This is a genomic window from Nonomuraea jabiensis, from assembly GCF_014204795.1.
GTDB lineage: Bacteria > Actinomycetota > Actinomycetes > Streptosporangiales > Streptosporangiaceae > Nonomuraea > Nonomuraea jabiensis.
Genome location: NZ_JACHMB010000001.1, coordinates 5,393,449 through 5,416,564, shown reverse-complemented (window position 1 = coordinate 5,416,564; position 23,116 = coordinate 5,393,449). Strand labels below are relative to the sequence as shown.

The 23,116-nt window shown below is 70.5% G+C and carries 26 protein-coding genes; 11 read left to right on the top strand and 15 right to left on the bottom strand.

Annotated features, from left to right (window positions below; genetic code table 11):
* Window positions 1-30: 30 nt before the first annotated feature.
* On the bottom strand, window positions 31-768 hold the full coding sequence (locus HD596_RS25025; protein WP_185071752.1) for an SDR family oxidoreductase: 738 nt from the start codon (window positions 766-768) through the stop codon (window positions 31-33).
* 46 nt (window positions 769-814) lie between these two features.
* Between HD596_RS25025 and HD596_RS25020 the strand changes: the two genes are divergently transcribed.
* The 4 genes from HD596_RS25020 to HD596_RS25005 are packed head-to-tail and all read left to right on the top strand — an operon-like array spanning window position 815 to window position 4,062.
* On the top strand, window positions 815-1,543 hold the full coding sequence (locus HD596_RS25020; RefSeq protein WP_185071751.1) for an enoyl-CoA hydratase family protein: 729 nt from the start codon (window positions 815-817) through the stop codon (window positions 1,541-1,543).
* Between the two features lie 8 nt (window positions 1,544-1,551).
* Window positions 1,552-2,322, top strand: coding sequence for a CoA transferase subunit A (locus HD596_RS25015; protein ID WP_185078708.1), 771 nt, complete (start codon window positions 1,552-1,554; stop codon window positions 2,320-2,322).
* Window positions 2,306-3,025, top strand: coding sequence for a CoA-transferase subunit beta (locus tag HD596_RS25010; protein WP_185071750.1), 720 nt, complete (start codon window positions 2,306-2,308; stop codon window positions 3,023-3,025). The genes HD596_RS25015 and HD596_RS25010 overlap by 17 nt, the downstream gene beginning before the upstream one ends.
* Window positions 3,022-4,062, top strand: a complete 1,041-nt coding sequence (locus HD596_RS25005) for an NAD(P)H-dependent flavin oxidoreductase (protein ID WP_185071749.1) — start codon at window positions 3,022-3,024, stop codon at window positions 4,060-4,062. Before HD596_RS25010 ends, HD596_RS25005 begins: the two co-directional genes overlap by 4 nt.
* 46 nt (window positions 4,063-4,108) lie before the next feature.
* Here HD596_RS25005 and HD596_RS25000 read toward each other — a convergent pair whose 3' ends face one another.
* The 3 genes from HD596_RS25000 to HD596_RS24990 all read right to left on the bottom strand — a co-directional run bounded on the left by HD596_RS25000 (window position 4,109) and on the right by HD596_RS24990 (window position 7,486).
* Entirely contained in the window at window positions 4,109-4,780 is a 672-nt protein-coding gene (locus HD596_RS25000) for a pentapeptide repeat-containing protein (protein ID WP_185071748.1), read from the bottom strand.
* Between the two features lie 4 nt (window positions 4,781-4,784).
* The gene (locus HD596_RS24995; RefSeq protein ID WP_185071747.1) at window positions 4,785-6,263 is read right to left on the bottom strand and encodes a glycoside hydrolase family 3 protein; all 1,479 of its coding nucleotides are present in this window, start codon (window positions 6,261-6,263) and stop codon (window positions 4,785-4,787) included.
* A gap of 65 nt (window positions 6,264-6,328) precedes the next feature.
* Window positions 6,329-7,486, bottom strand: a complete 1,158-nt coding sequence (locus HD596_RS24990; protein WP_185078707.1) for an acetyl-CoA C-acetyltransferase — start codon at window positions 7,484-7,486, stop codon at window positions 6,329-6,331.
* Between the two features lie 100 nt (window positions 7,487-7,586).
* On the opposite strand from HD596_RS24990, the gene HD596_RS24985 reads away from it, so the two are divergent.
* The gene (locus tag HD596_RS24985) at window positions 7,587-8,255 is read left to right on the top strand and encodes a TetR/AcrR family transcriptional regulator (protein WP_185071746.1); all 669 of its coding nucleotides are present in this window, start codon (window positions 7,587-7,589) and stop codon (window positions 8,253-8,255) included.
* On the top strand, window positions 8,252-8,932 hold the full coding sequence (locus HD596_RS24980; protein ID WP_185071745.1) for a DNA alkylation repair protein: 681 nt from the start codon (window positions 8,252-8,254) through the stop codon (window positions 8,930-8,932). Before HD596_RS24985 ends, HD596_RS24980 begins: the two co-directional genes overlap by 4 nt.
* 9 nt (window positions 8,933-8,941) lie before the next feature.
* Here HD596_RS24980 and HD596_RS24975 read toward each other — a convergent pair whose 3' ends face one another.
* Window positions 8,942-9,781, bottom strand: coding sequence for a LysR family transcriptional regulator (locus HD596_RS24975; protein ID WP_246556683.1), 840 nt, complete (start codon window positions 9,779-9,781; stop codon window positions 8,942-8,944).
* An 87-nt stretch (window positions 9,782-9,868) separates the two neighbouring features.
* Here HD596_RS24975 and metE point away from each other — a divergent pair, with 87 nt between their 5' ends.
* Window positions 9,869-12,019, top strand: a complete 2,151-nt coding sequence (gene metE / locus HD596_RS24970; protein ID WP_185071743.1) for a 5-methyltetrahydropteroyltriglutamate--homocysteine S-methyltransferase — start codon at window positions 9,869-9,871, stop codon at window positions 12,017-12,019.
* 29 nt (window positions 12,020-12,048) lie between these two features.
* Here metE and HD596_RS24965 read toward each other — a convergent pair whose 3' ends face one another.
* From HD596_RS24965 to HD596_RS24955, 3 genes are all read right to left on the bottom strand, one after another.
* Window positions 12,049-12,603 (bottom strand): GNAT family N-acetyltransferase, encoded by a 555-nt coding sequence (locus tag HD596_RS24965; RefSeq protein WP_221519501.1) that lies wholly within the window; start codon window positions 12,601-12,603, stop codon window positions 12,049-12,051.
* Between the two features lie 63 nt (window positions 12,604-12,666).
* Window positions 12,667-13,080 carry a DNA-binding protein gene (locus tag HD596_RS24960; protein ID WP_185071742.1) on the bottom strand — a complete coding sequence of 138 codons (414 nt, stop codon included), beginning with the start codon at window positions 13,078-13,080 and terminating at the stop codon, window positions 12,667-12,669.
* A complete protein-coding gene (locus HD596_RS24955; RefSeq protein WP_185071741.1) occupies window positions 13,062-13,346 on the bottom strand; it encodes a hypothetical protein in 285 nt (94 codons plus the stop codon). The genes HD596_RS24960 and HD596_RS24955 overlap by 19 nt, the downstream gene beginning before the upstream one ends.
* 260 nt (window positions 13,347-13,606) lie before the next feature.
* Between HD596_RS24955 and HD596_RS24950 the strand changes: the two genes are divergently transcribed.
* From HD596_RS24950 to HD596_RS24935, 4 genes are all read left to right on the top strand, one after another.
* Complete coding sequence (locus HD596_RS24950; RefSeq protein ID WP_185071740.1) at window positions 13,607-14,356, top strand: FHA domain-containing protein; 750 nt, start codon at window positions 13,607-13,609, stop codon at window positions 14,354-14,356.
* 15 nt (window positions 14,357-14,371) lie between these two features.
* Complete coding sequence (locus tag HD596_RS24945) at window positions 14,372-14,794, top strand: hypothetical protein (protein ID WP_185071739.1); 423 nt, start codon at window positions 14,372-14,374, stop codon at window positions 14,792-14,794.
* Window positions 14,795-15,113: 319 nt separating this feature from the next.
* The gene (locus HD596_RS24940) at window positions 15,114-15,503 is read left to right on the top strand and encodes a VOC family protein (RefSeq protein ID WP_185071738.1); all 390 of its coding nucleotides are present in this window, start codon (window positions 15,114-15,116) and stop codon (window positions 15,501-15,503) included.
* Window positions 15,504-15,555: 52 nt separating this feature from the next.
* A complete protein-coding gene (locus HD596_RS24935; RefSeq protein ID WP_185071737.1) occupies window positions 15,556-16,392 on the top strand; it encodes an alpha/beta fold hydrolase in 837 nt (278 codons plus the stop codon).
* 286 nt (window positions 16,393-16,678) lie between these two features.
* On the opposite strand, the gene HD596_RS24930 is transcribed toward HD596_RS24935, so the two are convergent.
* The 7 genes from HD596_RS24930 to ngcE form a co-directional block, all read right to left on the bottom strand.
* On the bottom strand, window positions 16,679-17,263 hold the full coding sequence (locus tag HD596_RS24930; RefSeq protein ID WP_185071736.1) for a GNAT family N-acetyltransferase: 585 nt from the start codon (window positions 17,261-17,263) through the stop codon (window positions 16,679-16,681).
* Window positions 17,264-17,522: 259 nt separating this feature from the next.
* Entirely contained in the window at window positions 17,523-18,308 is a 786-nt protein-coding gene (locus HD596_RS24925) for a hypothetical protein (protein ID WP_185071735.1), read from the bottom strand.
* A gap of 286 nt (window positions 18,309-18,594) precedes the next feature.
* Window positions 18,595-19,098, bottom strand: coding sequence for a helix-turn-helix domain-containing protein (locus tag HD596_RS64880; RefSeq protein ID WP_313044678.1), 504 nt, complete (start codon window positions 19,096-19,098; stop codon window positions 18,595-18,597).
* On the bottom strand, window positions 19,002-19,844 hold the full coding sequence (locus tag HD596_RS24915; protein WP_185071734.1) for a phosphotransferase family protein: 843 nt from the start codon (window positions 19,842-19,844) through the stop codon (window positions 19,002-19,004). Before HD596_RS24915 ends, HD596_RS64880 begins: the two co-directional genes overlap by 97 nt.
* 24 nt (window positions 19,845-19,868) lie before the next feature.
* Window positions 19,869-20,786: a carbohydrate ABC transporter permease gene (locus HD596_RS24910; protein WP_246554793.1), complete on the bottom strand. Its 918-nt coding sequence runs from the start codon at window positions 20,784-20,786 to the stop codon at window positions 19,869-19,871.
* A complete protein-coding gene (locus tag HD596_RS24905; protein ID WP_185071733.1) occupies window positions 20,786-21,697 on the bottom strand; it encodes a carbohydrate ABC transporter permease in 912 nt (303 codons plus the stop codon). The genes HD596_RS24910 and HD596_RS24905 overlap by 1 nt, the downstream gene beginning before the upstream one ends.
* Window positions 21,697-23,109 (bottom strand): N-acetylglucosamine/diacetylchitobiose ABC transporter substrate-binding protein, encoded by a 1,413-nt coding sequence (gene ngcE, locus HD596_RS24900; protein WP_185071732.1) that lies wholly within the window; start codon window positions 23,107-23,109, stop codon window positions 21,697-21,699. Before ngcE ends, HD596_RS24905 begins: the two co-directional genes overlap by 1 nt.
* Window positions 23,110-23,116: the final 7 nt, after the last annotated feature.

Sequence of the window (23,116 nt, the reverse complement as noted above, 5' to 3'; positions counted from 1 at the left end):
CAGACCTCCCAGAAGGATCATGCAGAGATATCAGGAAATGTCGCCGGAGGCCAGGTGCCGCCAGGCGGGGATCTCGCCGCCGCCGTCCACCCGCACCTCCGCGCCCGTGACGTAGCCGGGCGCGGCCAGCCACAGGCAGGCCGCCGCCACGTCGGCGGGCGTCGCCATCCGGCCTGCCGGGATGGCCGCCCCCATCCCGTCCTCCTGCCCGCCGTAGTGGGAAGCGGCATGCTCGGTGGCGGCCAGGCCGACGACGACCGTGTTGACGCGCACCTCCGGGGCCCACTCGGCGGCCAGGCAGCGGGCCAGGTGGTGCAGCCCGGCCTTGGCGGCGCCGTACGCGGAGGTGCCGGGCGAGGGGCGGGCGCCGCTGGCGCTGCCGATCATCACGATCGCCCCGCCGGCGGGGGCGAGCAACGGGTAGGCGAACTGCGAGACCAGCAGCGGGGCCGTCAGGTTGAGCTCGACGACGCGGGCGTGCAGGCGCGGCGAGGTGCCGTCGAGCGGCGCGTACGGCGAGCCGCCGGCGTTGTTGACCACCACGTCCAGCCGGTCGAACCCGGACATCAGCCGCTCGACGTCCTCGGCCACCCGCACGTCGGCCCGCGCGAACCGGATCCCCGGCACCGGCGCGGCCGGCTCGCGCCGGGCGCAGACCGTCACGTCGGCGCCCGCCTCCCGGAAGGCGCGGGCGATCCCCGCGCCGATGCCCTGGGTGCCGCCGGTCACCAGGACGGCCCTGCCCGTGTAGTCGTAAGTCACGGTCACGGGTGCTACCGTACCAAGCAAGCGTTAGGTGCAACCAGGGAGTCTCATGGGGATCACTCTGCGGGCCGGGCCGATCGCCGAGGTGGTCGTGGACGTGCCGCCGGTGAACGCGTTGACCGTGCGCGGCTGGGAGGAGCTGGCCTGGACCGTCCGGCGGGCCGGGGACGATCCGGAGACCAGGGTGGTGGTGCTGCGGGCCGAGGGGCGCGGGTTCAACGCCGGGGTCGACATCAAGGAGCTGCGGGACGCCGAGGGGTACGAGGCGCTGGTCGGGGTCAACCGGGCCTGTTACGCGGCGTTCGCGGCCGTCTACGAGTGCGCGGTCCCGGTGATCGCGGCGGTGCACGGCCACTGCCTGGGCGGCGGCGTCGGCCTGGCGGGCAACGCCGACATCGTGGTGGCCGCCGACGACGCGTACTTCGGGCTGCCCGAGGTGGACAGGGGCGCGCTGGGCGCGGCCACGCACCTGGCCAGGCTGGTGCCGCAGCACCTGATGCGGGCCATGGTCTACACGTGCAGGAACGTGACGGCGGCCGAGCTGCACGCGTTCGGGTCGGTGCTGGAGGTCGCGCCGCGCGACAAGCTGCGTGACGCGGCGCTGGAGGTGGCAGGGCAGATCGCCGCGAAGGACCCGTACGTGATCCGCCGCGCCAAGGAGTCCCTCAACGGCATCGACCCCGTGGACGTCAAGCGCAGCTACCGCTTCGAGCAGGGCTTCACCTTCGAGCTGAACCTGATGGGCGCCGGAGACCGGCACAGGGAGCGATTCACGTGACCAAGCTGATGTCTGCCGAGCAGGTCGCGGGCACGGTCGAGAGCGGGATGACGGTCGGGATCGGCGGCTGGGGCTCGCGGCGCAAGCCGATGGCCCTCGTCCGCGCACTCCTGCGCTCCCCCGCCACCGACCTCACGATCGTCTCGTACGGCGGCCCGGACGTGGGCATGCTCTGCGCGGCCAGGAAGGTGCGCAAGGTCGTGGCCCCGTTCGTGACGCTCGACTCCATCCCCCTGGAGCCCCATTTCCGGCGGGCCAGGCAGGCCGGGGAGATCGAGTTCGTGGAGTACGACGAGGGCATGTTCATGTTCGGGCTGCTCGCGGGGGCGCACCGGCTGCCGTTCCTGCCGACGCGGGCGGGGCTGGGGTCGGACGTGCTGCGCGTCAACCCCGGGCTGCGGACGGTGCGCTCGCCGTACGCGGACGGGGAGGAGCTGGTCGCGGTGCCCGCGCTGACCATGGACGTGGCCCTCGTCCACCTGAACCGGGCCGACGCGCGGGGCAACGCCCAGTACCTGGGGCCCGACCCGTACTTCGACGACCTCTACGCCAAGGCGGCGCGGCGCTGCTACGTCTCCTGCGAGCGGGTCGTGGAGAACCTGCTGAAGGAGGGGCCCGTGCAGTCGCTGCTGATCAACCGGTCGACGGTGGCGGGGGTGGTGGAGGCGCCCGGCGGGGCGGGCTTCACCGCGTGCGAGCCCGACTACGGGCGCGACGAGGCGCTGCAGCGGCGCTACGTGGAGACGCCTTGGGAGGAGTTCGATGAGCAGCAGGGCTGACGTGTGCGTGGTGGCGTGCGCGGAGGCGTTCCGGGGCGACGGCGAGATCCTGGCGGCGGGCATCGGCGGGCCGGTCACGGTGCTGGCGGCGCGGCTGGCGCGGCTGACGTTCGAGCCGGAGCTGCTCACGCACGACGGCACCTGCCTGCTCACCGGCGACGTGCCCGCGCTGGGCGAGGCGCCCGGGGTGGTGGAGGGGTGGCTGCCGTTCCGCGAGCACCTGTGGCTGGTGCTGAACGGGCGCCGGCACGTCATGCTCGGGGCGAGCCAGATCGACCGGTACGGCAACACGAACATCTCCTGCATCGGCGACTGGGCCCGCCCCAAGGCGCAGCTGCTGGGCGTGCGGGGCGCGCCGGGGAACACCCGCTGCGACCCCACCAGCTACTGGATCCCCCGGCACTCCCCTCGGGTGTTCGTGCCCTCGGTGGACCTGGTCAGCGGGGTCGGGACCGACAGGGGCGCCTTCGACCTGCGCCGCGTCGTGACGAACCTGGCCGTGCTGGACTTCCGCACCCCCGGCGGCACCATGCGCCTGGTGTCGGTGCACCCGGGGGCCGAGGTGGACGACGTGGTGGCGGCGACCGGCTTCGAGCTCGACATTCCCACCAACGTGCCCCGGACGCGCGGGCCGACCGTCGAGGAGCTGGAGGTCCTGGACCGCCTCGACCCCGGGCGACTGCGGGACCGGGAGTTCGCGTGAGGACCGCGCTGACGTCCCTGGTCGGGTGCCGCCACCCGATCGTGCAGACCGGCATGGGGTACGTCGCCGGCGCCCGGCTGGCGGCGGCCACCTCCCAGGCCGGCGGTCTGGGCGTGATCGGCGCCGCGACGATGTCCGTGGCGGAGATGACCGCCGCGATCAGGCGCGTGAAGGAGCGCACGGACGCGCCCTTCGGGGTGAACCTCCGGTCCGACGCCGACGACGCCGCCGCGCGGATCGAGGTGCTGATCAGGGAGGGCGTGCGCGTGGCGTCGTTCGCGATGGCGCCCAAGCGGGACCTGATCGCCCGGCTCAAGGACGCGGGCGTGGTCACGATCCCGTCGGTCGGGGCGCGCCGGCACGCGGAGAAGGTGGCGGGCTGGGGCGTGGACGCGGTGATCGTCCAGGGCGGGGAGGGCGGCGGCCACACCGGCTCCGTCGCCACGACGTTGCTGCTGCCCCAGGTCGTGGACGCGGTGGACATCCCGGTGATCGCGGCCGGGGGCTTCTTCGACGGGCGGGGGCTGGTGGCGGCGCTGGCGTACGGGGCCTGCGGGATCGCCATGGGGACCCGGTTCCTGCTGACCAGCGACTCCCCCGTGCCCGACGAGGTGAAGAAGCTCTATCTGGCCACGCGGGACACGGTCGTCACGACCAAGGTGGACGGGGTGCCCCACCGGGTCCTGCTGACCCCGTTCGTGGCGTCGCTGGAGCGCTCGCGCCTGGTCAGGGCGGTGGTGAACGGGGCCAGGTTCAGGCGGCTGTCGGGGCTGTCGTGGGGCGAGATGCTGCGCGAGGGCCGACGGATGAGGCAGGCGCGCGACCTGACCTGGGCCCAGGTCCTGCAGGCGGCCAACACGCCGGTGCTGCTGCGGGCCGCCATGGTGGAGGGCCGGGCGGACCTCGGGGTGATGGCGTCGGGCCAGGTGGTGGGCGTGATCGACGACCTGCCGTCCTGCCGCGAGCTGATCGACCGCATCATGACCGACGCCGAGACCACCCTGACCCACCTGGGCCGCACAATGGAGGCGCCCTGACCGCGCCCTCCGGGTGAGCCGGCGCGCGTTGACGCACTGGCCGGGCTCAGAGCACGGTGATGCCGCGGGCGGCGAGGATGGCGTTGGCCTGGGTCTGGTTGATGATGGCGCCCGCGAACGCCCGCAGCTTCGCGTCGTCCGGCTCGCCCAGGTCCGCGCCGCGCAGATCGGCCTTGTTGAACTTGGTCTGCAGCAGGCGCGTCCCGATGAACCGGCAGTCGCTGAACGTGGCCTCCGTGAAGTCGCACCCCGACAGGTCGGCGTCGTCGAAGCGGACCCCCTCGACGACCTCCCCGCGCAGGGAGCACCCGCCGAGGTTGGCCAGGGTCAGGTTGGAGCGGGCGACCTTGAAGCCGGTGCCGCGCGAGCCCGTCAGCGCGGCGCCGATCATGCGGCACCCCGTGAACGAGACGTCCGTGAGGAGCGCGCCGCCGAACTGTGCCGAGGACAGGTCCACGTCGGTGAACGTCACGTCGATGAGGTCGGCGTCGTTGAAGCGGGTCCGCATCCCGCCCCCGCCCGCGAACGTGGCCCCGTCGAGGTCGGCCTTGCGGAAGTCGGTCTGGTCCAGCACGCACGACTCGAACCTGGCCCCCGCCAGCGGAGCGCCCCACAGGTCGGTCTCCGTCAGGTCGCACTCGCGGAAGAAATGCGTCTCGTCCGCGGGGAGACGGTCGGCCAGCGCCTTGCGGGAAAGATCCTCGCCGTCGAAGTTCACGGGATCAAACCCTACCCGTGAGCACCTCCGCCGCCGCCTGCCCGCAGACCCGGGCGGAGCCGTACGTGGCGATGTGCACGGCGCCCAGGTCCGACCGCTCGGGCAGCCCCATCTCCACCACCACGGCGTCGGGCCGGGCGCTGAGCAGGTGCCGCAGCGCCTGCTCCTGCCAGGCGTGCCGGTGCACGTCGCGGACCACGATCACCAGCGGCCGTCCGGTGGCCTCCCCGAGCAGGCGCTCCAGCGCCGGCCCCGTCGAGTCCCCCACCGCCAGCCGGGTCACCGCGGTGCCGGGCAGCAGGCGGGCGAGCGGCTGCCCGACGCCCCACGGCGTGTTCCTGTCGATGGCCAGGTTCATCTCGGGGGCCAGCTCCACCACGGTCGCGGCCGAGGCCAGCGGCAGCACGGGGGCGGTGGAGCGGCGGGTGATCCGGATCGCGCGGCGCGCGGCGGCCAGGCCGACGGAGCCGTCGCGGGGCGCCTGGCTGCCCGAGGAGGCGGCCCACGAGGCCAGCTCGCGGACCCTTCGAGCGGCGTCGGCCAGCCGTTCCTCGGGCAGCAGTCCCTGGGTCACCGCCGTGGCGATCGCGTCGCGGATGCCGGCGGCGGTGGCCTCGTCGGCCCGCTCGCCGCCGACGCAGATCGCGTCGGCCCCGGCGGCGATGGCGCGGGCGGAGGCGCCCCCGATCCCGTACGCCCCCGACACCGCGGCCATCTCGATGCCGTCAGTGATGATCATTCCTTCGAACCCGAGCTCCTCCCGCAGCAGCCCGGTGAGCACCTTGGGGCTGAGCGTGGCGGGCAGCTCGGCGTCGTACGAGGGCACGAGGAGGTGGCCGGTCATGACGGCCTTGACGCCCTCCTTGATCGCCTCCCGGAAGGGCAGCAGCGCGGCTTCGATCCCGTCGTCGGCCACCACGGGGACGCCGTGATGCGAGTCGACCGAGGTGTCCCCGTGCCCGGGGAAGTGCTTGGCGCACGCGGCCACGCCCGCCGACTGCAGGCCGCGTACGAACGCCCTGGTGTGCCGGGACACCAGGGCCGGGTCCGCGCCGAAGGCCCGCAGGCCGATGACCGGGTTGTCCGGGTTGGAGTTCACGTCGGCCGAGGGGGCGAAGTCGAGCGTGATGCCCGCCGCCGCCAGGTCGCCGCCGAGGTCCCTGGCCAGGGCCTCGGTCAGGGCGACGTCGTCCACGACGCCCAGCGCGTACCCTCCGGGGCGGCTGCTCCCCGTGGCCGCCTCCAGCCGCGTGACCTCCCCCGACTCCTCGTCGATGCCGACGAGCACCGAGGGGTTCTCCGCGCGCAGCGCGGCGGTCAGCCGGGCCACCTGAGCCGGGTCGGCGATGTTGCGCGAGAACAGCGCCACGCCGGCCAGCCCCTCGCCGAGCCGGCGGCGCAGCCAGTCGGGAGGCGTGTGCCCGGTGAAACCGGGAAAGAGGACGGCGTCGGCAAGGCGAAGCAGGTCACCGCTCAAGGGCATGACCCGAAATCTAATAGGAAAGTTTCCTATTTGCTAGAGTCATTTTCTGACGTCAGCACCCGCCTTCAGGCGGGGAGCCGCTCGATGACGGTGACGTTCGCCTGTCCTCCTCCTTCGCACATGGTCTGCAGGCCGTACCGGCCGCCCGTGCGCTCCAGCTCGTGCAGCAGCTTCACCGCCAGCACGGCGCCGGTCGCGCCGAGCGGGTGACCGAGCGCGATGGCGCCGCCGTTCGGGTTCACCCTGGCGGGGTCCGCGCCGGTCTCCTTGATCCAGGCCAGCACGACCGGCGCGAAAGCCTCGTTGATCTCGATGGCGTCGAAGTCGCCGATGGACAGGCCCGTCATGCCGAGGGCGCGGGCGGTGGCCGGGATGGGGGCGGAGAGCATCACGATCGGGTCGGCGCCGCGGGCCGACAGGTGGTGCACGCGGGCGCGCGGGGTCAGGCCGTGCTCCCGTACGGCCCTGGGTGAGGCGACGAGCAGGGCCGCCGCGCCGTCGGAGATCTGGGACGCCAGGGCCGCGGTGAGCCGGCCGCCCTCGACCAGGGGCTTGAGCCCGGCCATCCGCTCGATCGTGGTGTCCCGGCGCGGGCACTCGTCCGTGGTCACGCCCTCATAGGGGGCGATCTCGCGCACGAAGTGCCCGGCGTCGATGGCGTGCAGCGCCCGGCGGTGCGACTCGTACGCGTACCGCTCCATCTCCTCCCGCGACAGGTCCCAGGTGACGGCCATCTGCTCGGCCCCCGCGAACTGGGAGACCTCCTGCGTGCCGTACCGCTCGACCCAGCCCTTGGACCCCCCGAACGGCGTCTCGTGGCCGAAGGCGCGGCCCGCGAGCATCGCGGCCGAGATGGGGATCATGCTCATGTTCTGCACGCCGCCGGCCACCACCAGGTCGCTCGTGCCGGACAGCACGGCCTGCGCGGCGAAGTGGAGCGCCTGCTGGGACGAGCCGCACTGGCGGTCCACCGTGACGCCGGGCACCTCCTCGGGGAGCCCGGCCGCGAGCCAGCAGGTACGGGCGACGTCCCCGGCCTGCGGGCCGATCGTGTCCACGCAGCCGAAGATCACGTCGTCGACGGCCGCCGGATCGGCGCCCGTCCGGTGCATCAGCTCCCTGAGCACGTGCGCGCCGAGATCGGCGGGGTGGGCCGCGGCCAGGCCGCCGTTCCTGCGCGCGACGGGGGTGCGGACGGCTCCCACGATGTACGCCTCGTTCACCATCACCGCATCGTAGCAAGCGCTTGGTACAGAACGGAATGCCGCATGAGCTGGGCCGGTTAGGTGAACAAGCGATTGTGCGAGGGCTCATAATGGTGTCGTGACCACGCGTAAGAACTCCGGCACCACGACCACCCCGGCCAAGCGTCAGCGCGCCAGCTCATCGGGGTCCGCCTCCGAGCGCCGCGACCACCTCGTCAAGCTCGCCGCGGAGCTCTTCGCACGCAAGGGCTTCCAGGCCACGACAGTACGTGAGATAGCCGACGAGGCGGGCATCCTCTCCGGAAGTCTCTACCACCACTTCGACTCCAAGGAGACGATCGTCGACGAGGTGCTGTCCACCTTCCTCGACGACCTCATCGCCCGCTACCGCGCGGCGGTCGACACCAGCGCCGACGCCCGCACGGTGCTGTCGGAGATGGTCCGCATCGGGTTCGGCACGCTGGAGCCGCACCGCGCCGCGATCACCGTCATGCAGAACGACTGGAACTACCTGCGGCAGTTCGAGCGGTTCAACTACCTGGTCAAGGCCGAGGACGAGGTCGAGCAGATCTGGGTGACGCAGATCAAGGCGGGCCAGGCGGCCGGGCTGTTCCGGGCCGACGTCGATCCGAAGCTGACCTACCGCATGATCCGCGACACGATCTGGGTCGCGGTGCGCTGGTTCCGCCCCGGCGGCCGGCTCAACACCACCGGCCTGGCCGAGCACTACATCACCGTGCTCTTCGACGGCCTCGCCACCGGCGAGCGCACCACACAAAAGGGATGAGCCTCGGCAAGGCGGTGCGGCTGGCGCTGCAGGAGGCCGCGGAGCCCGGCAAGGCCGAGACGATGCGCACGTACATGAAGTCCACGATGCCGTTCCTCGGCGTCCAGGCGGTGCGCAGGCGGGCGGTGCTGCGGCGGGTGTTCGCCGAACACCGGCTGGACACCGCGCCGGAGTGGCGGCGGGCCGTGCTGGCGCTGTGGCGGGAGGCCGAATACCGCGAGGAGCGCTACGCCGCCGTCGAGCTGTCCGGCTACCACCTCTACCGCGACTACCAGACCCTCTACACGGTGCCGATGTACGAGGAGATGATCGTCACCGGGGCCTGGTGGGACCTCGTCGACGAGCTGGCCACCCACCGCGTCGGCGGGCTGCTGGCCGCCTACCCCGACTCGATGCGGCCGCTCATGCTGGAGTGGGCGCACGACGGCGACCTGTGGAAGCGGCGCACCGCGATCCTCAGCCAGAACCGGTTCAAGGAGCGCACCGACACGGCCCTGCTGTACGCGTGCATCGAGCCGAGCCTGTCGGACAACGACTTCTTCGCGCGCAAGGCGATCGGCTGGGCGTTACGCGAATACGCCAAGACCAATCCCGCCGAAGTGCTCCGCTACGTCAACGCCAAGGGCCTCACGGGCCTGAGCCGCCGCGAGGCGCTGAAGAACGTTCCCCTCACCTAGTCCACCCTGTCATCTAGTCCATAGGGCGTCCTGGACGGCCTGCACCAGGGCCATCAGCTCCGGCGTCACCCGCTCCTTCGACCAGGCCAGCGCGTACGTGATGCGCAGGTCGCCGGCGTCGAGCGGCACGAAGCGCACGTCGTCCCTCCTGATGGTCCTGACCAGGAGCTGCGGGATCGGCAGCAGCCCGGCGCCCGCCGCCACCAGGTCCAGCGCGGCCGCGAAATCGTCGTCGGCCGCCATGCGCGAGCGCCCCGGCAGCCCCGGCCACGGGCGGCTGCCCGGCGTCAGCAGCACCTGCCCGCCCAGCTCGCCGGGCGCGACCTTGGGCCGGGCGGCCAGCCGGTGACCCGCGGGCACGGCCAGGTGGTCGACCGTGACGTGAAACCTGGCCGCCGTCACGAACTGCGCCGGCGCCGGAGTGGCCAGGATCGCGGCCGAGACCTCGCCGTCCGCCAGCGCCCGCACCGCCGTGCCCCGGCCCGCCGCCCGCAGCTCCACGCCGATCGCCGGAGTGCGGCCCGCCAGCCGCCTGACGATGCGCGCCGCCAGCGCCCCGACGAGCGGTGGATAAGCCAGATGAATGGTCGGCCTGGCCAGCCGCGCCGACTCGGCCTCGAAGGCGCCGACCGACTCGATCACCTGCTCCGCGTACGGCAGCAGCGCCTTGCCCTCCGCCGTCAGCCGCACGTCGCGGGCCGACCGCTCGAAGAGCCTGACCCCGGCGGCACGCTCGAGCCGGGTGATGGCCTGGCTCATGGCCGGCTGGGACATCCCCAGGTCGGCGGCGGCCCCGGAGAAGCTGAGCCGCTCCGCGACCCTGGCGAAGCAGAGCAGCTCCTTGAGCATAAGCAGCACCAATCCATGATGCATGACCTCCCGAGTGCTCGGCAGGATGCCTGCGATCAGCCGAACCCAGACAAGGGAGCCAGAGACATGTCCCCATTCCCCAAGACCACAGTGCTCGGATATCCGAGGATCGGGCCGCGCCGGGAGCTGAAGCGGGCGCTGGAGTCGTACTGGGACGGGCGGTCGAGCCGCGCCGAGCTCGAGCGGGTGGGGGCCGAGATCAGGGAGCGGACCTGGCACCGGCTGGCCGAGCTGGGGCTGGAAGGGCTGCCGTCCAACACGTTCTCGCTGTACGACCAGGTGCTGGACACGGCGGTGCTGCTGGGCGCGGTGCCCGCCCGCTACCGCGAGGCCGGCGACCCCTACTTCGCGATGGCCAGGGGCACCGAGGGGCTGGCGCCGCTGCGGATGACGAAGTGGTTCGACACGAACTACCACTACATCGTGCCGGAGATCGGCCCCGACACCGTGTTCAAGCTGGACGCGGCCAAGCCGCTCTCCGAGGTGCGCGAGGCGCGGGCGCTGGGGTACGAGACGCGGCCCGTGGTGGTGGGGCCGGTGACGTTCCTGCTGCTGGGGTCGGCGCTGGAGCGGCTGGACGACGTGCTGGCCTGCTATGAGGAGCTGCTGTCCGCGCTGGCCGCCGAGGGGGTCTCGTGGGTCCAGCTCGACGAGCCCGCGCTGGTCGGCGACCGGACCGCGGAAGAGCTGGCCGCCGTGCGCGCCGCCTACTCCCGGCTCGGCTCCCTCACCACCCGGCCCGGGCTCTTCGTGGCCTCCTACTTCGGCGACCTCGGGGAGGCCCTCCCGGTCCTGGCCGAGACGCCGGTGGAGGCCATCGGGATCGACCTCGTCCGCGGCGCCGTGCCCGTGCTCGACCTGACCGGCAAGACCGTGGTGGCGGGCGTGGTGTCCGGGCGCGACGTGTGGCGCACCTCCCCCGATCGCGCCCTGGCCGCCCTGGGCGCCGTACGCGCCTCGGAGGTGGTGGTCAGCACGTCGTGCTCGCTGCTGCACGTCCCCTACGACGTGGAGGCCGAGCCGGAGCTGGACCCCGCGCTGAAGGAACGGCTGGCGTTCGCGGAGCAGAAGGTGGCGGAGGTGGTGGCGCTCGCGCGCTCCCCGCTGCGGGACACGCCGCACACCGCGCCCTCCGTGGCGCTGCCCGCGCCCGTGGTGCCGGAGGAGCGCAGCCCGTACGCGGTGCGGGCGGCGGCGCAGGCCGAGCACCTGCGGCTGCCCGCGCTGCCGATCACCACGATCGGCTCGTTCCCGCAGACCGGCTCGCTGCGCGCCGCCCGGGCCGCGGTCGCTTCGGGCACGCTCTCGCAGGCCGGCTACGAGCAGCAGGTCGAGGCCGAGATCGAGCGCGTCATCCGGGTCCAGGAACGCCTCGGGCTCGACGTCCTCGTGCACGGGGAGCCGGAGCGCAACGACATGGTGCAGTACTTCGCCGAGCACCTCGACGGGTTCGCCGTCACCAGGAACGGCTGGGTCCAGTCGTACGGCTCCCGCTGCACCCGGCCCCCGATCCTGCACGGGGACGTCGGCCGCCCGTCGCCGATCACGGTGCGGTGGACCACGTACGCGCAGTCGCTCACGGACAAGCCGGTCAAGGGCATGCTCACCGGACCCGTCACCATCGTGGCCTGGTCCTTCGTCCGCGACGACCTGCCGCTGCGCGACGTCGTGTTCCAGGTGGCGGACGCCGTCCGGGAGGAGGTCCGCGACCTGGAGGCGGCCGGGGTGTCGGTCATCCAGGTGGACGAACCCGCCCTGCGCGAGCTGCTCCCGCTCCGGCGGGCCGCGCAGGCCGACTACCTGGAGTGGGCGGTGGCCGCGTACCGCCGGGCCACGTCGGGGGCCGGCGACCGCACGCAGATCCACACCCACCTGTGCTACTCGGACGCCGACCAGATCCTGGCCGCCATCGACGGCCTGGACGCCGACGTGACCACCATCGAGTCGGCCCGCTCGGGCGCGCGCATCCTGGGCACCGTAGGGGCCTTCGGCCGGGGGCTCGGGCCCGGCGTCTACGACATCCACTCGCCGCGGGTGCCCGCGGCCTCGGAGGTCGAGGACCTGCTGCGCCGGACGCTGGCGGTGCTGCCGGCGGAGCGGGTCTGGGTCAACCCGGACTGCGGGCTGAAGACCCGGACGTACGAGGAGGTCGAGGCGTCACTGGCGAACGTGGTCACGGCCACCCGCCGGGTCCGCGCGGACCTCCACGCTCTTTAAGCGGCGTGGCTTAAGAGGCGTGGCGTCCTTCAGGAGACATGGCGTTCGGTGAACTCCTCGATCGTCATCCCGAACAGGACCTCGTCGTCGTAACGGCCGTTGGCGTAGTGACACCTGCGCCGGCGGCCCTCCTCGACGAACCCCAGCCGCCGGTGCAGCGCCAGTGACCCCTCGTTGGAGCCGTAGACCCTCGGCTCGGCCTTCTGGAAGCGGCGCTCGAAGAACATGTACCTCAGGAGCAGGACGACGGCGTCACCGGCGTACCCCTTGCGGTGGTGGGGCGTCCCGATGCCGATCCCGTACGAGAAGGTGCCGTGCACCCGGTCGACGCCGTGCGTGTTCAGCATGCCGACCGGGGTGTTCCCTTCCCGGGTGGCGATCACCAGGCGCACCTCGTCCAGGTCCTGGGTCCGCTCGGCCAGCTCGGCGGCCCACTTCCTGGCCTGGGCAGCCGACTGCGGCGGGTGGAGCTGATGGCCGTTCCTGACCGCGTCGGAGTATTCGTCGAAGGAGTGGAACGTCTCCCAGTCCTCGGGCTCGATGGCGCGCAACCGGACGAGCTGACCTACCCATGCCGACGTCATGCCCGGCAGCAAACCACGCCTCCGCAGCCCACGGCCAACGGTTTTCCCGGCAGGCGCGCGTCGCTATACCGCCACGAGTCGCACTCGCTCGCCGCAGAGCTTGGCCATGTCGTCGATGTCGGAGGTGAGCAGGACGACCGGCCGCCGCTGCCGTACCGCCATCTCCGCCACCACGGCGTCGATCGCGTACTTGTGGCCGTGCAGCCCCGCCCCGACCAGCATCGCCGAGGCGGCCCTCGCCTCCTCTTCCCCGACGTGAACGATCCGGGTGCCGGACAACAACCACGCGAGCCGGGATCGATCCGTCCGGCGGTGGGCGGCCTCGATGATGGTGAGGGCGCTGACCACCACTTCCATCCCGCGACTTCGCGCTTCCGCGACCATGGCGACGACGGAGGGCTGATCGGCCAGCAGTTTCGACAACCCTTCGCAGTCGAGGACGAGAGTCCCCTCATGCGTCAGCCTGCGGCCCGCCACGCCTCCTCCTCCGAGAACACCTCATCGAACACCTGGCGGGCCCGCTCCTGTTCCTCCGCCGGCACAGGACCGTTCCGGCGCTCGTAGTCGGCCAGGTATTCGTCCAGAATCTGGCCACGCAGCTCGCGTTCCACCGCCGCGGCGATGAACGCGGAGAACTCCCTCTTGCCCACCCGGCGACGGATCGCCTCGGCCGTCCCTTCGGCCAAGGAGAGGCTCACCCGGGTCGAGGGACCCTCACCGATGCTGTACAAGGTCTCAGCCATGGTTCCGAGATTATCAAACGAGTAGGAATCCAGGCGACGGCGAACTCACCGACGAAGACCATGCGCCCCGGTCAAGCGCACCTACGACGCGACGAGGCCCTGGCCGTCTGCCGGCGTCATGATCCGCAGGCCTTTCATTTCGGAGCCACCCTATTGCGGGGATTCGGCAGCTCTTATAAAAATCCCGTCGGATCGAGCTCTATTATTTGCTTTGATTGCGCTGTTCGTCATTCGTGGGCCGGGGCCATGGGGAGGCGCGCATGGGTTCTCAGCCCCAGCTGCTCGTTGTCAGCAGAGGAATGGCCGGGATCAGGTTCGACATTCCCGGCGGGCACACCGAGATCGGAAGTATGCGGGGTTCTGGGATCCTGCTGGAGGTCGACGGGGTCAGCCGGCGGCACGCGTCGCTCGACCGCAACGGCGACCACGTGGTCATCAACGATCTCGGGTCGCGGAACGGGACCTGGCTCAACGGTCACAAGATCGTCGGTGGTCAAGTGCTCCGTGACGGGGATCAGTTGCGGATGGGGTACGCGGAGCTGCGGTTCGTCCAGCCGGCCGCGGCGGGTCCGTCGGCGGGTTACGAGTTCGGGGACGTGCGCGGGCCGGTGAACGCGGGAAGCGGCATCCAGTACGTGGGCGGGCACCACCAGAACGCCGGCCGAGACATTTATGGCGACAATTACGACATTCAAGTCAGTGCCGATTATGAGCCGTTTGACGAAGTCTTCCAGGGAAAAGGGTTCGGGCGCGTTCTCTTGGTCCTCGGCTCGTTGATCGCGCTCGTCGGGTTCGCCATTTGGTCGTCCCTCATCTTCGGCGCCATGACCTCCAACGATTTCTCGGACCCGTTCACGCAGGAGTTGATTCCCGGCGTTCCCCAGGCGCCGGCGGGTTTCGGCCTTTTCGTGGCCGGCGGGGTGCTCGCGGCGATCGGCTCGTCCATGTCCAAGGCCGCGCGCAAGCGCGCGGAGCAGCGCAGACGGCGGCGGCACGGGCCGCGGCGTTAGGGAGGGGTGGCGGTAATGGGGGAAAACTTCCGTTTCGGGAACGTCAGCGGGCCGGTGAACGCCGGGAGCGGCACACAGTACGTCGGCGGACACCACCAGACCGCCGGGCGGGACATCCACGGCGTCGCGGGACACCAGCTCGCCGGCCCGGGCCTCCACGCCGACCTGGAGGCCATCAGGAGCGCCCTGGACGAGCTGAGACTGTCCGCGGCCGAGCGCCGGAGCGCGGAACGCGAACTGTCGGCGGTCGAGGCCGCGGTGGGAGGAGAGACACCCGACAGGGAGCAGGCCGGTCACCATCTCCAGGAGCTCACCTCGGGGCTGGAACGCGCCGGAGCGCTCGCCGGGGCCGGCGCCACGCTGATCGACGCCCTGGGCCGCATCGCCCAGTGGCTCGGCCCGCTGGGCGCCGGAGTGCTCACCCTCCTCGGCCACTGACGCCTGAGCATCCAGGCATCCGGGCATCCGGCCGTCCAAGCGTCCGGCCGTGCAGCCGTCCAGCCGCCCGACCGCCCGACCGTCCAACCGCCCGACCGTCCGGCCGTGCAGCCGACCGGCCGTGCAGGCGCAGCGAAGCCGTGCAGGGGGTGGGCCGCGCCGCCCGGCTGGGAGCACGTTTGGACTCTGGGAGCACGTTTGGACTCTGGCGGCACGTCTGGACTCTGGGAGCACGTCCGGACTCGCCGAAGTGCGGATGCCCCTCGCCCCCGGCAGGACCCGGTCCCGGGGATGACACCCATCCAGGAGGATGGGTGTCATGACGCACTACAGCAGGCTCTACAAGGTCGTGATCGACGTCCCGGAGGGCGATCACGGCAAGGAACTGACGTTCTGGCAGGAGGCGACCGGTCAGACGCTGACCCAGTTCGAGCGGTACCCCGAGTACCACGGCGCTTCCTTACCCGGTGACGTCTTCGCCCTGCTCGTCCAGCGACTCGGGACGGGCCCCGCGCGGGTCCACCTCGACATCCACACCGACGACCTGGAGGCGGAGACCGCGCGCCTGGAGGCCCTCGGTGCCCGGCGCCTGCGGCTGGTCAACGACCACTGGTGCATCATGGAGGACCCCGCCGGACTGCCCTTCTGCGTCATCCCCCAGCCTCCGGGCTCCCTGAACGACCAGAACGCCCAGCGCTGGGACGACTGACACCGCCTTGGGGGTCAGGTTTCCGTGAACGTCGACCACGAAAGGCGATGAGATGATCGAGCTGGACGTCCCCGCGGGTGGCGGCCGCACGCTGCACGTCTACGACACCGCCCCGGAGCAGAGCGGGCGGTTGCCTGTCATGTGGCATCACGGCACCCCCAACGTGGGGGCGCCTCCGGAGCCGCTCTTCACCGCGGCCGCCGAGCTGGGGTTGCGCTGGGTGTCATTCGATCGGCCGGGCTACGGCGGCTCCAGCGTCGCGCCAGGGCGCACGATCGCGTCGGTCGCCGCCGACGCTGCAACGGTCGCGGACGCGCTCGGCATCGATCGGTTCGCCGTCGCGGGGTACTCGGGCGGCGGGTCTTATGCTCTCGGGTGCGCGGCGGTTCTGGGCAGTCGCGTCCAGGCCGTGCTGGGCCTGGCCGCCATCGCCCCGTACGGCGCGACCGGACTGGACTGGTTCGCCGGGATGATTCCGTCAGGCCTGGCCGCGCTGAGGGCAGCGGCGGAGGGCCGCGAGGCGAGGGCGGCGCTGCAGGCGTCCGACTTCATCTACGATTGCGAGTTCACCAAGGACGATCTGGCCTTGTTCGAGGGGCCGTGGGGATGGCTGGGGAAGGTCGGGCAACCGGCTCTCGCCGCCGGTCCGTACGGCCAGATCGACGACGACGTCTCCTACACCCTTCCCTGGGGCTGCGATCCCGGCACTGTCGACGCCCCGGTCCTCCTCCTGCACGGCACCGACGACCGGATCATCCCCGCCGGTCACGGGTCGTGGCTCGCCGCCCGCTGCCCGACCGCCGAGCTGCGGCTCTGCGAGGGCGACAGCCACTTCACCATCGTCACCCACGCCGAACGAGGTCTGGAGTGGCTGCGCCGGCAGATCTGACGTCAGGGCGGCGGCACGGTTGTCGCGTCGTCCATCGTCGAAGACCAGCGGGATGTCCGCCGACTTGACCCCGACGGCATCTTCACCCGGCTGCAGGCCCAGAACCTCGACTCCACTATTCGCCTGGCCCACCAGCGCCGCCGCCAGTCCGAGGAGAAGCCGCCCGGAGTCGTCCCCATCGAGCCAGCAGACCACGGCCACGGACGCCCTCGCGGCAGCCCGGTGGGGTGCGGCATCAACCGCCTCCAGAGGCCGTGGCCGCGAGACACGACGAGCTCGCCGTCCGCTACGAGACGACCGTCCTCGGCGCCGCCATCGATGAACGGCTGTTCTCAACGTCATCGAGGGGGATCCAGTAGCGGCGCTTGACCCCGATCTCGGTGCTGCGCACGTCTTCCAGGACGCCGCCGTTACTTTCGATGGTGCGCGCCGAAGCGACGTTGCCGTCGTCACAGGTGAGCAGGACCCGGTCCAGACCGAGCGCCGGCGCCTTGAGCAGCACCGCTCCCAGTGCCCACGTGGCCAGTCCCCGCCTTCTGGCAGAAGGCCGGATGCTGTAGCCGATGTGCCCGCCGCCTTCCAGCAGAAAGGCGTTCAGATAGTGTCGAAGGTCGATGGCTCCGAGGTAGGTCTCACCGTCGGCGATCCACCAGTGGGTGGCGTGGACGCGTCCTTCCCCGACGGGCAGCGACCGATCTGACTGCCGGCGCAGTCGCTCGACCCATGAGGCGAACCCTTCAGAACTGTCGAGGTCAACGTCAGCGACCAGCCGCAAGCCGGCCCCGTCCTGATGAGCACCGGGCGGCCACTCGTCACGCGCGGCGAGCCACGAGGAGTGGAGCCGTCCCGTGGGTGCGATCAGTTCGATCATGCGATGGACGATAACATCCCCACCTGCCACATGATCAGGCACTTTGCGCTGGATCGAGCCCGTGGCTCGTGTTGAGCGGCACGATAGCGTCAGCTGGCCGTGACACAACATGTCAGTAACAGAGCGCGGTCAGGCAGGTGTCTCGGCCTCAGTTTGATCATCCGGACCGTTGCAGGAAAAAGTGGACGGGCCGGTGCGTGTTCGACCCCGTGCCACCGGGTCGAGGGGCGCAAGTGTGCGGCGGCAGCCTCCCCGCGTTTCAGTCGTCGTTGGAGAAGACCAGTTCATCGGGCGTCGCCACAAGTTCGGCGGGAGGCGGCTTGATGTGGATCGCGTCGCCCCAGCCGGAGAACCGCACATCGGCGGTCTCGAGATCGCGGTCTTTGGTGTTCCAGAGGGAGTCGGGCTCGTCATACCGCGTCTGGCACCTGCGTACGAGCTGATCCGAGCCGAGCCACAGCCGCCACTTCACGGGCAACTTGGTGTAGCTCGCGTACTGTCCTGTGGGCTTTTCGAAGTCGCCTACCTGCAGGCGAGGGTTCAGCTTGTACAGTTCGCCGATGGTGGTGCTGCCTTCGTAGAGGGTGGTGCGGGTGCCGTCGTAGACGCCGGCGGGCCGCTTGACCGTCGTGGTGGCTAGCACGTGCTGGAGGGTGGCGGGATCGCTCAGCCTGATCTTCCCGCACGCCAGTTCCAAGTCGTTCTTCTTGGTTTCCACAATCCAGGACTTGCCCGCCGGTAGATGGTCGGGGCGGTCGCGCTCCCAGCCGTAGGCGCGGTCGGGGAAGATGATGCTCCGAGAGTCGCCGGAGGAGAACTTCGAGTAGCGGAGGTCGACGGCCACGATCCCACCGCCACCGAACTCGTAGACGGCCCGCGATCGGCTGGTGACGTGATCCTTCTTCGGCCCCCAGACGAATCGATACACCGAACTCTGCCGTACTCCGCCGTGACCGTTGAGTTGCCGCTTCAGCGCCGCGATCGGATCGGGACGGGTGACGGCTTCGGCATGCGGGCCAATGACCGAGACCGATGCTGTCAGCACGAGAGCTAGTCCGATCGTTCGCCGACCCATGCTCATGTGCTTCCCGCTCGATCCTGTGCCGTCCGGAACGGAGGCTGGGGAGATCTTCCCGTATGAAGATCTCAACGCTGTCACGGCCGGATTCCACCGGAGCCCGGCCAGCACGCGCCGTGAGTGGTGTCGGGACAAGGTACTCGTCGAGGCACCCAACCCAGGTCCGCGGTATTACCAGGTGGCCCGGAATCGGCTCGGTATTCGGTGAGGCGGCGGGTGGGACGAGCAGGCCGAGCGGCGTCGGCGAGAACGATCAGGCGATAGCGGCAATGTCGCCGTCGTCGAAGTAGATCGCCTGGTGCAGCCGCCCGCCAAGGGCGCTGGCGTAGCGAGCGAGGACGTCTTGCCCCGAGATCTTGCCCTGCTCGATCTGCGAAATACGGCCTTTGGTAACCCCCATGCGCTCGGCCAGATCCCCGACGGGTATGCGCGGGCGAAGCCTGCGCCTGGATAAGGACGTCTTCGCGAAGCGAAGGCCTCCAGGGGTCGGGACCCGGCCCGACTGGGGGGACGGCTGAGGTCTCTGAGCGCGAAGCGCCCCAGGCGAAGACCGTGCGCGCCGCCAGGCGCGCCCCCAAGGCGAACAGCCCGAGCGGAGCGAGGACCGCTCGGGGCGGGCTCCAGCAGGCCCACCCCGTGGCAGGGCAGCGGGTGGGGGGCCTAGCCGAAGGTCCAGGCCAGGTGGGTCAGGGCGGCCTCGGCGTAGTGGTGGGGGCCGGTGCTCAGGCCGTACGCCAGGTCCTCGATGAGCGCGCACCTCGCGTAGAAGAGCACCCGGGCGCGGTCCGCCTCGTCCAGGGCGAAGGCGTAGTGCGACACCGTCAGCTCGAAGACCTCCGGTCCCAGGTCGCGGTAGATCAGGGCGAAGTCGTGGGCCGGGTCGGTGATGGCGGCGTCGGTCCAGTCGATGACGCCGGTGATCGTGCTGGCGGCCGCGTCCGCCAGCAGGTGCTCGGCGCCCAGGTCGTTGTGGCAGAAGCGGAGCTCGGCAGGCTCGTCCGGCGGCGGCTCCCCGAGGAAGCGCTCCACGAGGTGGCGCTGGTCCTCCGGGACGTGGGCCTCGACATCGCGGTAGTCGAGCTCGGCGTCCTGGAGGAGGGTCGGGGCAGGGTAGGTGTCCAGCGGCGCGAGGTCGCGCATCCGGTCAGGGGAGGCGCCGTGCAGGGCGCTGAGGAAGTCGGCCAGGGGCCGGGCCAGGAGCCGGGGGTCGGCCACGGGGTGCCGGTTGAGGGGCTCGCCCGGGAGCTTGCTGTACGCGATCACCCCCGACTCGTCGGCGAAGACCACCTCGGGAACCGGCAGCGGGGACAACTCCCTGACGGCCGCCAGGCGGGCGACCTCCTGGCGGGTCTCCTCGGGCGTCGTCGCCTTGTTACGCCGTACCAGTAATTCGTTGTTGACCTCGTACACGGTGTTGTCGAGGCCCTGGCCCAGCCGATCGATGGAGCGCACCCGGTAGTCGGGCAGATGGCGGGCCAGCAGCGCACGGATTTCGCCATTCACACCCGCAGCCTAAAACCCCAGCGGCTACTTGAGGGCTCCGGACGTCAGGCCACTCTGGATCTGGCGTTGGAAGACCGTGTAGACCACCAGCATCGGCAGGATCGCCAGGGTCAGGGCGGCGAAGAGGGCCGACCAGTCCTGGTCGTATCCGGCGGCGGTGGAGATGTCGGCGATGCCCATGGTGAGGACCCACTTGTCGCGCTCCTGCAGCAGCACCAGCGGCAGCTGGTACTGGTTCCACTGGCCCAGGATGTTGAAGATCGTGATGCTGATGATGCCCGGCCTGGCCATCGGCAGCATGATCTGGAAGAAGACCCTGGTGTGCGACGCGCCGTCCACCATCGCGGCCTCTCCCACAGCGGTCGGGAGCGTGCGGAAGAACGCCGACAGGAAGAAGACCGTGAACGGCATCGAGTACGCGATGTAGACCAGCACCAGGCCCGCGTGCGTGTTCAGGCCGATGAAGGGGCCGATGAGCGGCACGTTGCCCATGTTCTGGACGACGAAGAAGAGCGGGGTCAGGGCCAGATAGACGGGGAAGGCCAGCCCCGAGACGAAGAGCAGGTAGATCGCCCGGTTGCCGCGAAAGGGATAACGCGCCAGCACGTACGCCGCCATCGACCCGATGAGCATCGTCCCGAACGTGCTGAACGACACGACGATGACGCTGTTGAGCATGTACTGCCCGATGTGCGCCTGTTCCCAGGCCCTGGCGAAGTTGTCCCAGTGCAGCGTGGCCGGCAGCGACCAGGCGTCACCGAAGATCTCGTCCTCGCTCTTGACCGACGCCAGGAACGTCCACAGGATCGGCACGATCACCAGCAGCGTCCAGACCAGCAGCGCGACGTGCGTCAGCACGCCCATCGGGCCGAGCCGGCGCCGGCGTTCCTGGCGGGCGAGCTTCCGCGAGTTCGCCGCCGTCCACGGCATCGTCGTTGTCATCAGTACTCGATTCGTTCGCGCCGCGAGAGGCGCAGCGAGAGGATCGCGAAGCCGACGGTGAAGAAGAACATGATCACGCCCAGCGCCGAGGCGTAGCCGAAGCGGAAGTACTGGAACGCGTTGCGGTAGATCTCGGCGGCCATGACCGTGGTCGACCAGTCGGGCCCGCCGTGCTGGTCGGTCATCACCCAGACGATCGCGAACACGTCCAGCGCCAGGATCCCCAGATAGACCCAGGCCACCTGCACGGTGTCCCAGAGCAGCGGCAGCGTGATGCGGAAGAACAGGCTCACCCGGCCGGCCCCGTCGATCTGCGCGGCCTCGAACATGTCCCTGGGGATGGAGGCCAGGCCGGCGGAGAAGAGCACCACGTAGAAGCCGACCGCCTGCCACACCATGACGCCCAGCACCGACCAGAACGCCACGTCGGGATCGGACAGGAAGCCGATCGGCCCGACCCCGAGCGCCATCAGCGGGCCGTTCAGCATGCCGCTGCCGTCCGGCCGGAACACCTGCTGGAACAGCACGGCCACCACCGCGACGGCCAGGACCTGCGGGAAGAAGAACACCACGCGGTAGAACTTCGACCCGCGGATCCCGGACGTGCCCTGCGCGCCGCCCACGTTGAGGAGGAAGGCGAAGAACAGGGCGATGACGATCGTGATCAGCGGCAGCAGCACGAGCAGCGCGCCGTTGTGCGTGACGGCCTTCCAGAACGTGCCGTCGCTGAAGAGCCGCTTGAAGTTGTCCAGGCCGATGAACGTGGGCGTGGCCGTCACGCCGCGCCAGTCGGTCATCGCGATGTAGAACGCCTGGATGTACGGCGAGATCACATAGACCAGGTAGAGGATCACCGGGGCTGCCAGGAACGAGGTGATGAACAGCCCGCGGCGATACCTGTTGAAGATCATCAACGCTTGTACTTCTTGATCGAGGAGTCGTTCTTGATCTCGTCGGCCTTCTTCTGCAGGCGCTCGAGGTAGGCGTCCGGCTTGAGCCCGCCGGTCATCAGCTCGCCGGTGGCGGCGATGGCCTCGTCCTTGAGCTGGGCGTACCAGGTCTGCCAGCGGTAGTAGACGACGTTCGTGCCCGCGGCGGCGAACGCCTTGGTCGCGCTCTCGGCGCCCGGCGACAGCTGGCGGCCCTCGCCCGCGCCCTTGACCACGGAGACCGTCTTGACCATCTCGCTGAAGTCGCCCGCCGCCTTCTTCGACAGCATGGCCCGCAGGTACTCCATGCCGCCCTGCGGGTTGGGGGACTTGGAGGGCACGATGAAGTTCTCGCTCGGCTGGCTGTGCAGGGTGCCGTACGGCAGCTTGTCGGAGCTGCCGAAGTCGGGGATCGGGAACATCCCGTACTCGAAGTCGGCCGGGGTGGTCGTCTTCTGCTCGTTCTCCAGCCAGGAGCCGGAGGGCAGCATGGCGACCTTGTACTTGTTCTGGGCCGTCTGGGTCTGCACGTGGTCGAGGCCGGCGGTGCCCTCCATGAGGTACTTGGCGCCGACCTCGGCCCAGGCGGTGGCCGAGGTCTTCATGGCGTCGCTCTTCCAGGCGCCGTCCTCGAGGTTGTCGATGTTGACGAGCACCTCAGCGCCGCCGATCTTGGCGGCCATGGTGAGCAGCGGCTCGTACAGGTACTGCGGGAACTTCCCGGCATAGGTGAAGGGCGCCATCTTGCCGGACTTCTTGATGGTCTCGCAGAGCTTGAGGAACTCGTCCCAGGTCTTCGGGGCCTCCCAGCCGTTGTCACGGAAGGCCTTCTGCGAGTACCAGATGCCGAAGATGTAGTTGACGTAGCCGAGCACGCTGAAGGTGCCGTCGTACGTGCCGAGGTCGATGACGGCCTGGTCGATGGTGTCGCGGACCTTGGTGTTCGGGTCGTCCCAGCTGGGTGCGTCGAGCAGCGGGGTGAGGTCCTGGAGCTGGCCGTCCTGGGCGAGCGCGCCGAAGTCCATGGCGTTGGCGCCGGAGTTGTCGATCACGTCCGGCGGGTTGCCGCCGGCGAAGCGCGGCTGGAGGACCTTGGTGATCTCCTTGGTCGCGTTGTGCTTGATCTCGACGTTCGGGTGCTTGCCCTTGAAGAGCGGCTGGTGGATGTTCTTGGCGTAGTCCTGGCCGAAGCCGCCGTCGAAGATCCACACCTCCAGCGGCTTGTTGTCCGCCATGCCGAACGGGTTGGCCGCGCTGGTGGCGACCGGCGCCGCCGAGGACGACGCGGTGGGCTTGGCGGCCGGCGTGGCGCAGGCGGCCAGCGCCCCGGCCACGGGTACGAGTGCGGCGCCGCGAAGGAGCTCACGCCTGCTGATATGGGGGGTGTTGGGCATCTGACTG

Excerpts from the sequence above, each read along its gene's own strand:
- HD596_RS24975 (WP_246556683.1), bottom strand. The coding sequence starts at position 9,781 with ATGCTCAAGGAGCTGCTCTGCTTCGCCAGGGTCGCGGAGCGGCTCAGC.
- HD596_RS24910 (WP_246554793.1), bottom strand. The coding sequence starts at position 20,786 with ATGACAACGACGATGCCGTGGACGGCGGCGAACTCGCGGAAGCTCGCC.
- ngcE (WP_185071732.1), bottom strand. The coding sequence starts at position 23,109 with ATGCCCAACACCCCCCATATCAGCAGGCGTGAGCTCCTTCGCGGCGCC.
- metE (WP_185071743.1), top strand. The coding sequence starts at position 9,869 with ATGTCCCCATTCCCCAAGACCACAGTGCTCGGATATCCGAGGATCGGG.
- HD596_RS24950 (WP_185071740.1), top strand. The coding sequence starts at position 13,607 with ATGGGTTCTCAGCCCCAGCTGCTCGTTGTCAGCAGAGGAATGGCCGGG.
- HD596_RS24940 (WP_185071738.1), top strand. The coding sequence starts at position 15,114 with ATGACGCACTACAGCAGGCTCTACAAGGTCGTGATCGACGTCCCGGAG.
- HD596_RS25015 (WP_185078708.1), top strand. The coding sequence starts at position 1,552 with ATGTCTGCCGAGCAGGTCGCGGGCACGGTCGAGAGCGGGATGACGGTC.
- HD596_RS24955 (WP_185071741.1), bottom strand. The coding sequence starts at position 13,346 with ATGGCTGAGACCTTGTACAGCATCGGTGAGGGTCCCTCGACCCGGGTG.
- HD596_RS24995 (WP_185071747.1), bottom strand. The coding sequence starts at position 6,263 with ATGCCCTTGAGCGGTGACCTGCTTCGCCTTGCCGACGCCGTCCTCTTT.
- HD596_RS24980 (WP_185071745.1), top strand. The coding sequence starts at position 8,252 with ATGAGCCTCGGCAAGGCGGTGCGGCTGGCGCTGCAGGAGGCCGCGGAG.
- HD596_RS25020 (WP_185071751.1), top strand. The coding sequence starts at position 815 with ATGGGGATCACTCTGCGGGCCGGGCCGATCGCCGAGGTGGTCGTGGAC.
- HD596_RS24945 (WP_185071739.1), top strand. The coding sequence starts at position 14,372 with ATGGGGGAAAACTTCCGTTTCGGGAACGTCAGCGGGCCGGTGAACGCC.
- HD596_RS24905 (WP_185071733.1), bottom strand. The coding sequence starts at position 21,697 with ATGATCTTCAACAGGTATCGCCGCGGGCTGTTCATCACCTCGTTCCTG.
- HD596_RS24935 (WP_185071737.1), top strand. The coding sequence starts at position 15,556 with ATGATCGAGCTGGACGTCCCCGCGGGTGGCGGCCGCACGCTGCACGTC.
- HD596_RS24930 (WP_185071736.1), bottom strand. The coding sequence starts at position 17,263 with ATGATCGAACTGATCGCACCCACGGGACGGCTCCACTCCTCGTGGCTC.
- HD596_RS25010 (WP_185071750.1), top strand. The coding sequence starts at position 2,306 with ATGAGCAGCAGGGCTGACGTGTGCGTGGTGGCGTGCGCGGAGGCGTTC.
- HD596_RS24965 (WP_221519501.1), bottom strand. The coding sequence starts at position 12,603 with ATGACGTCGGCATGGGTAGGTCAGCTCGTCCGGTTGCGCGCCATCGAG.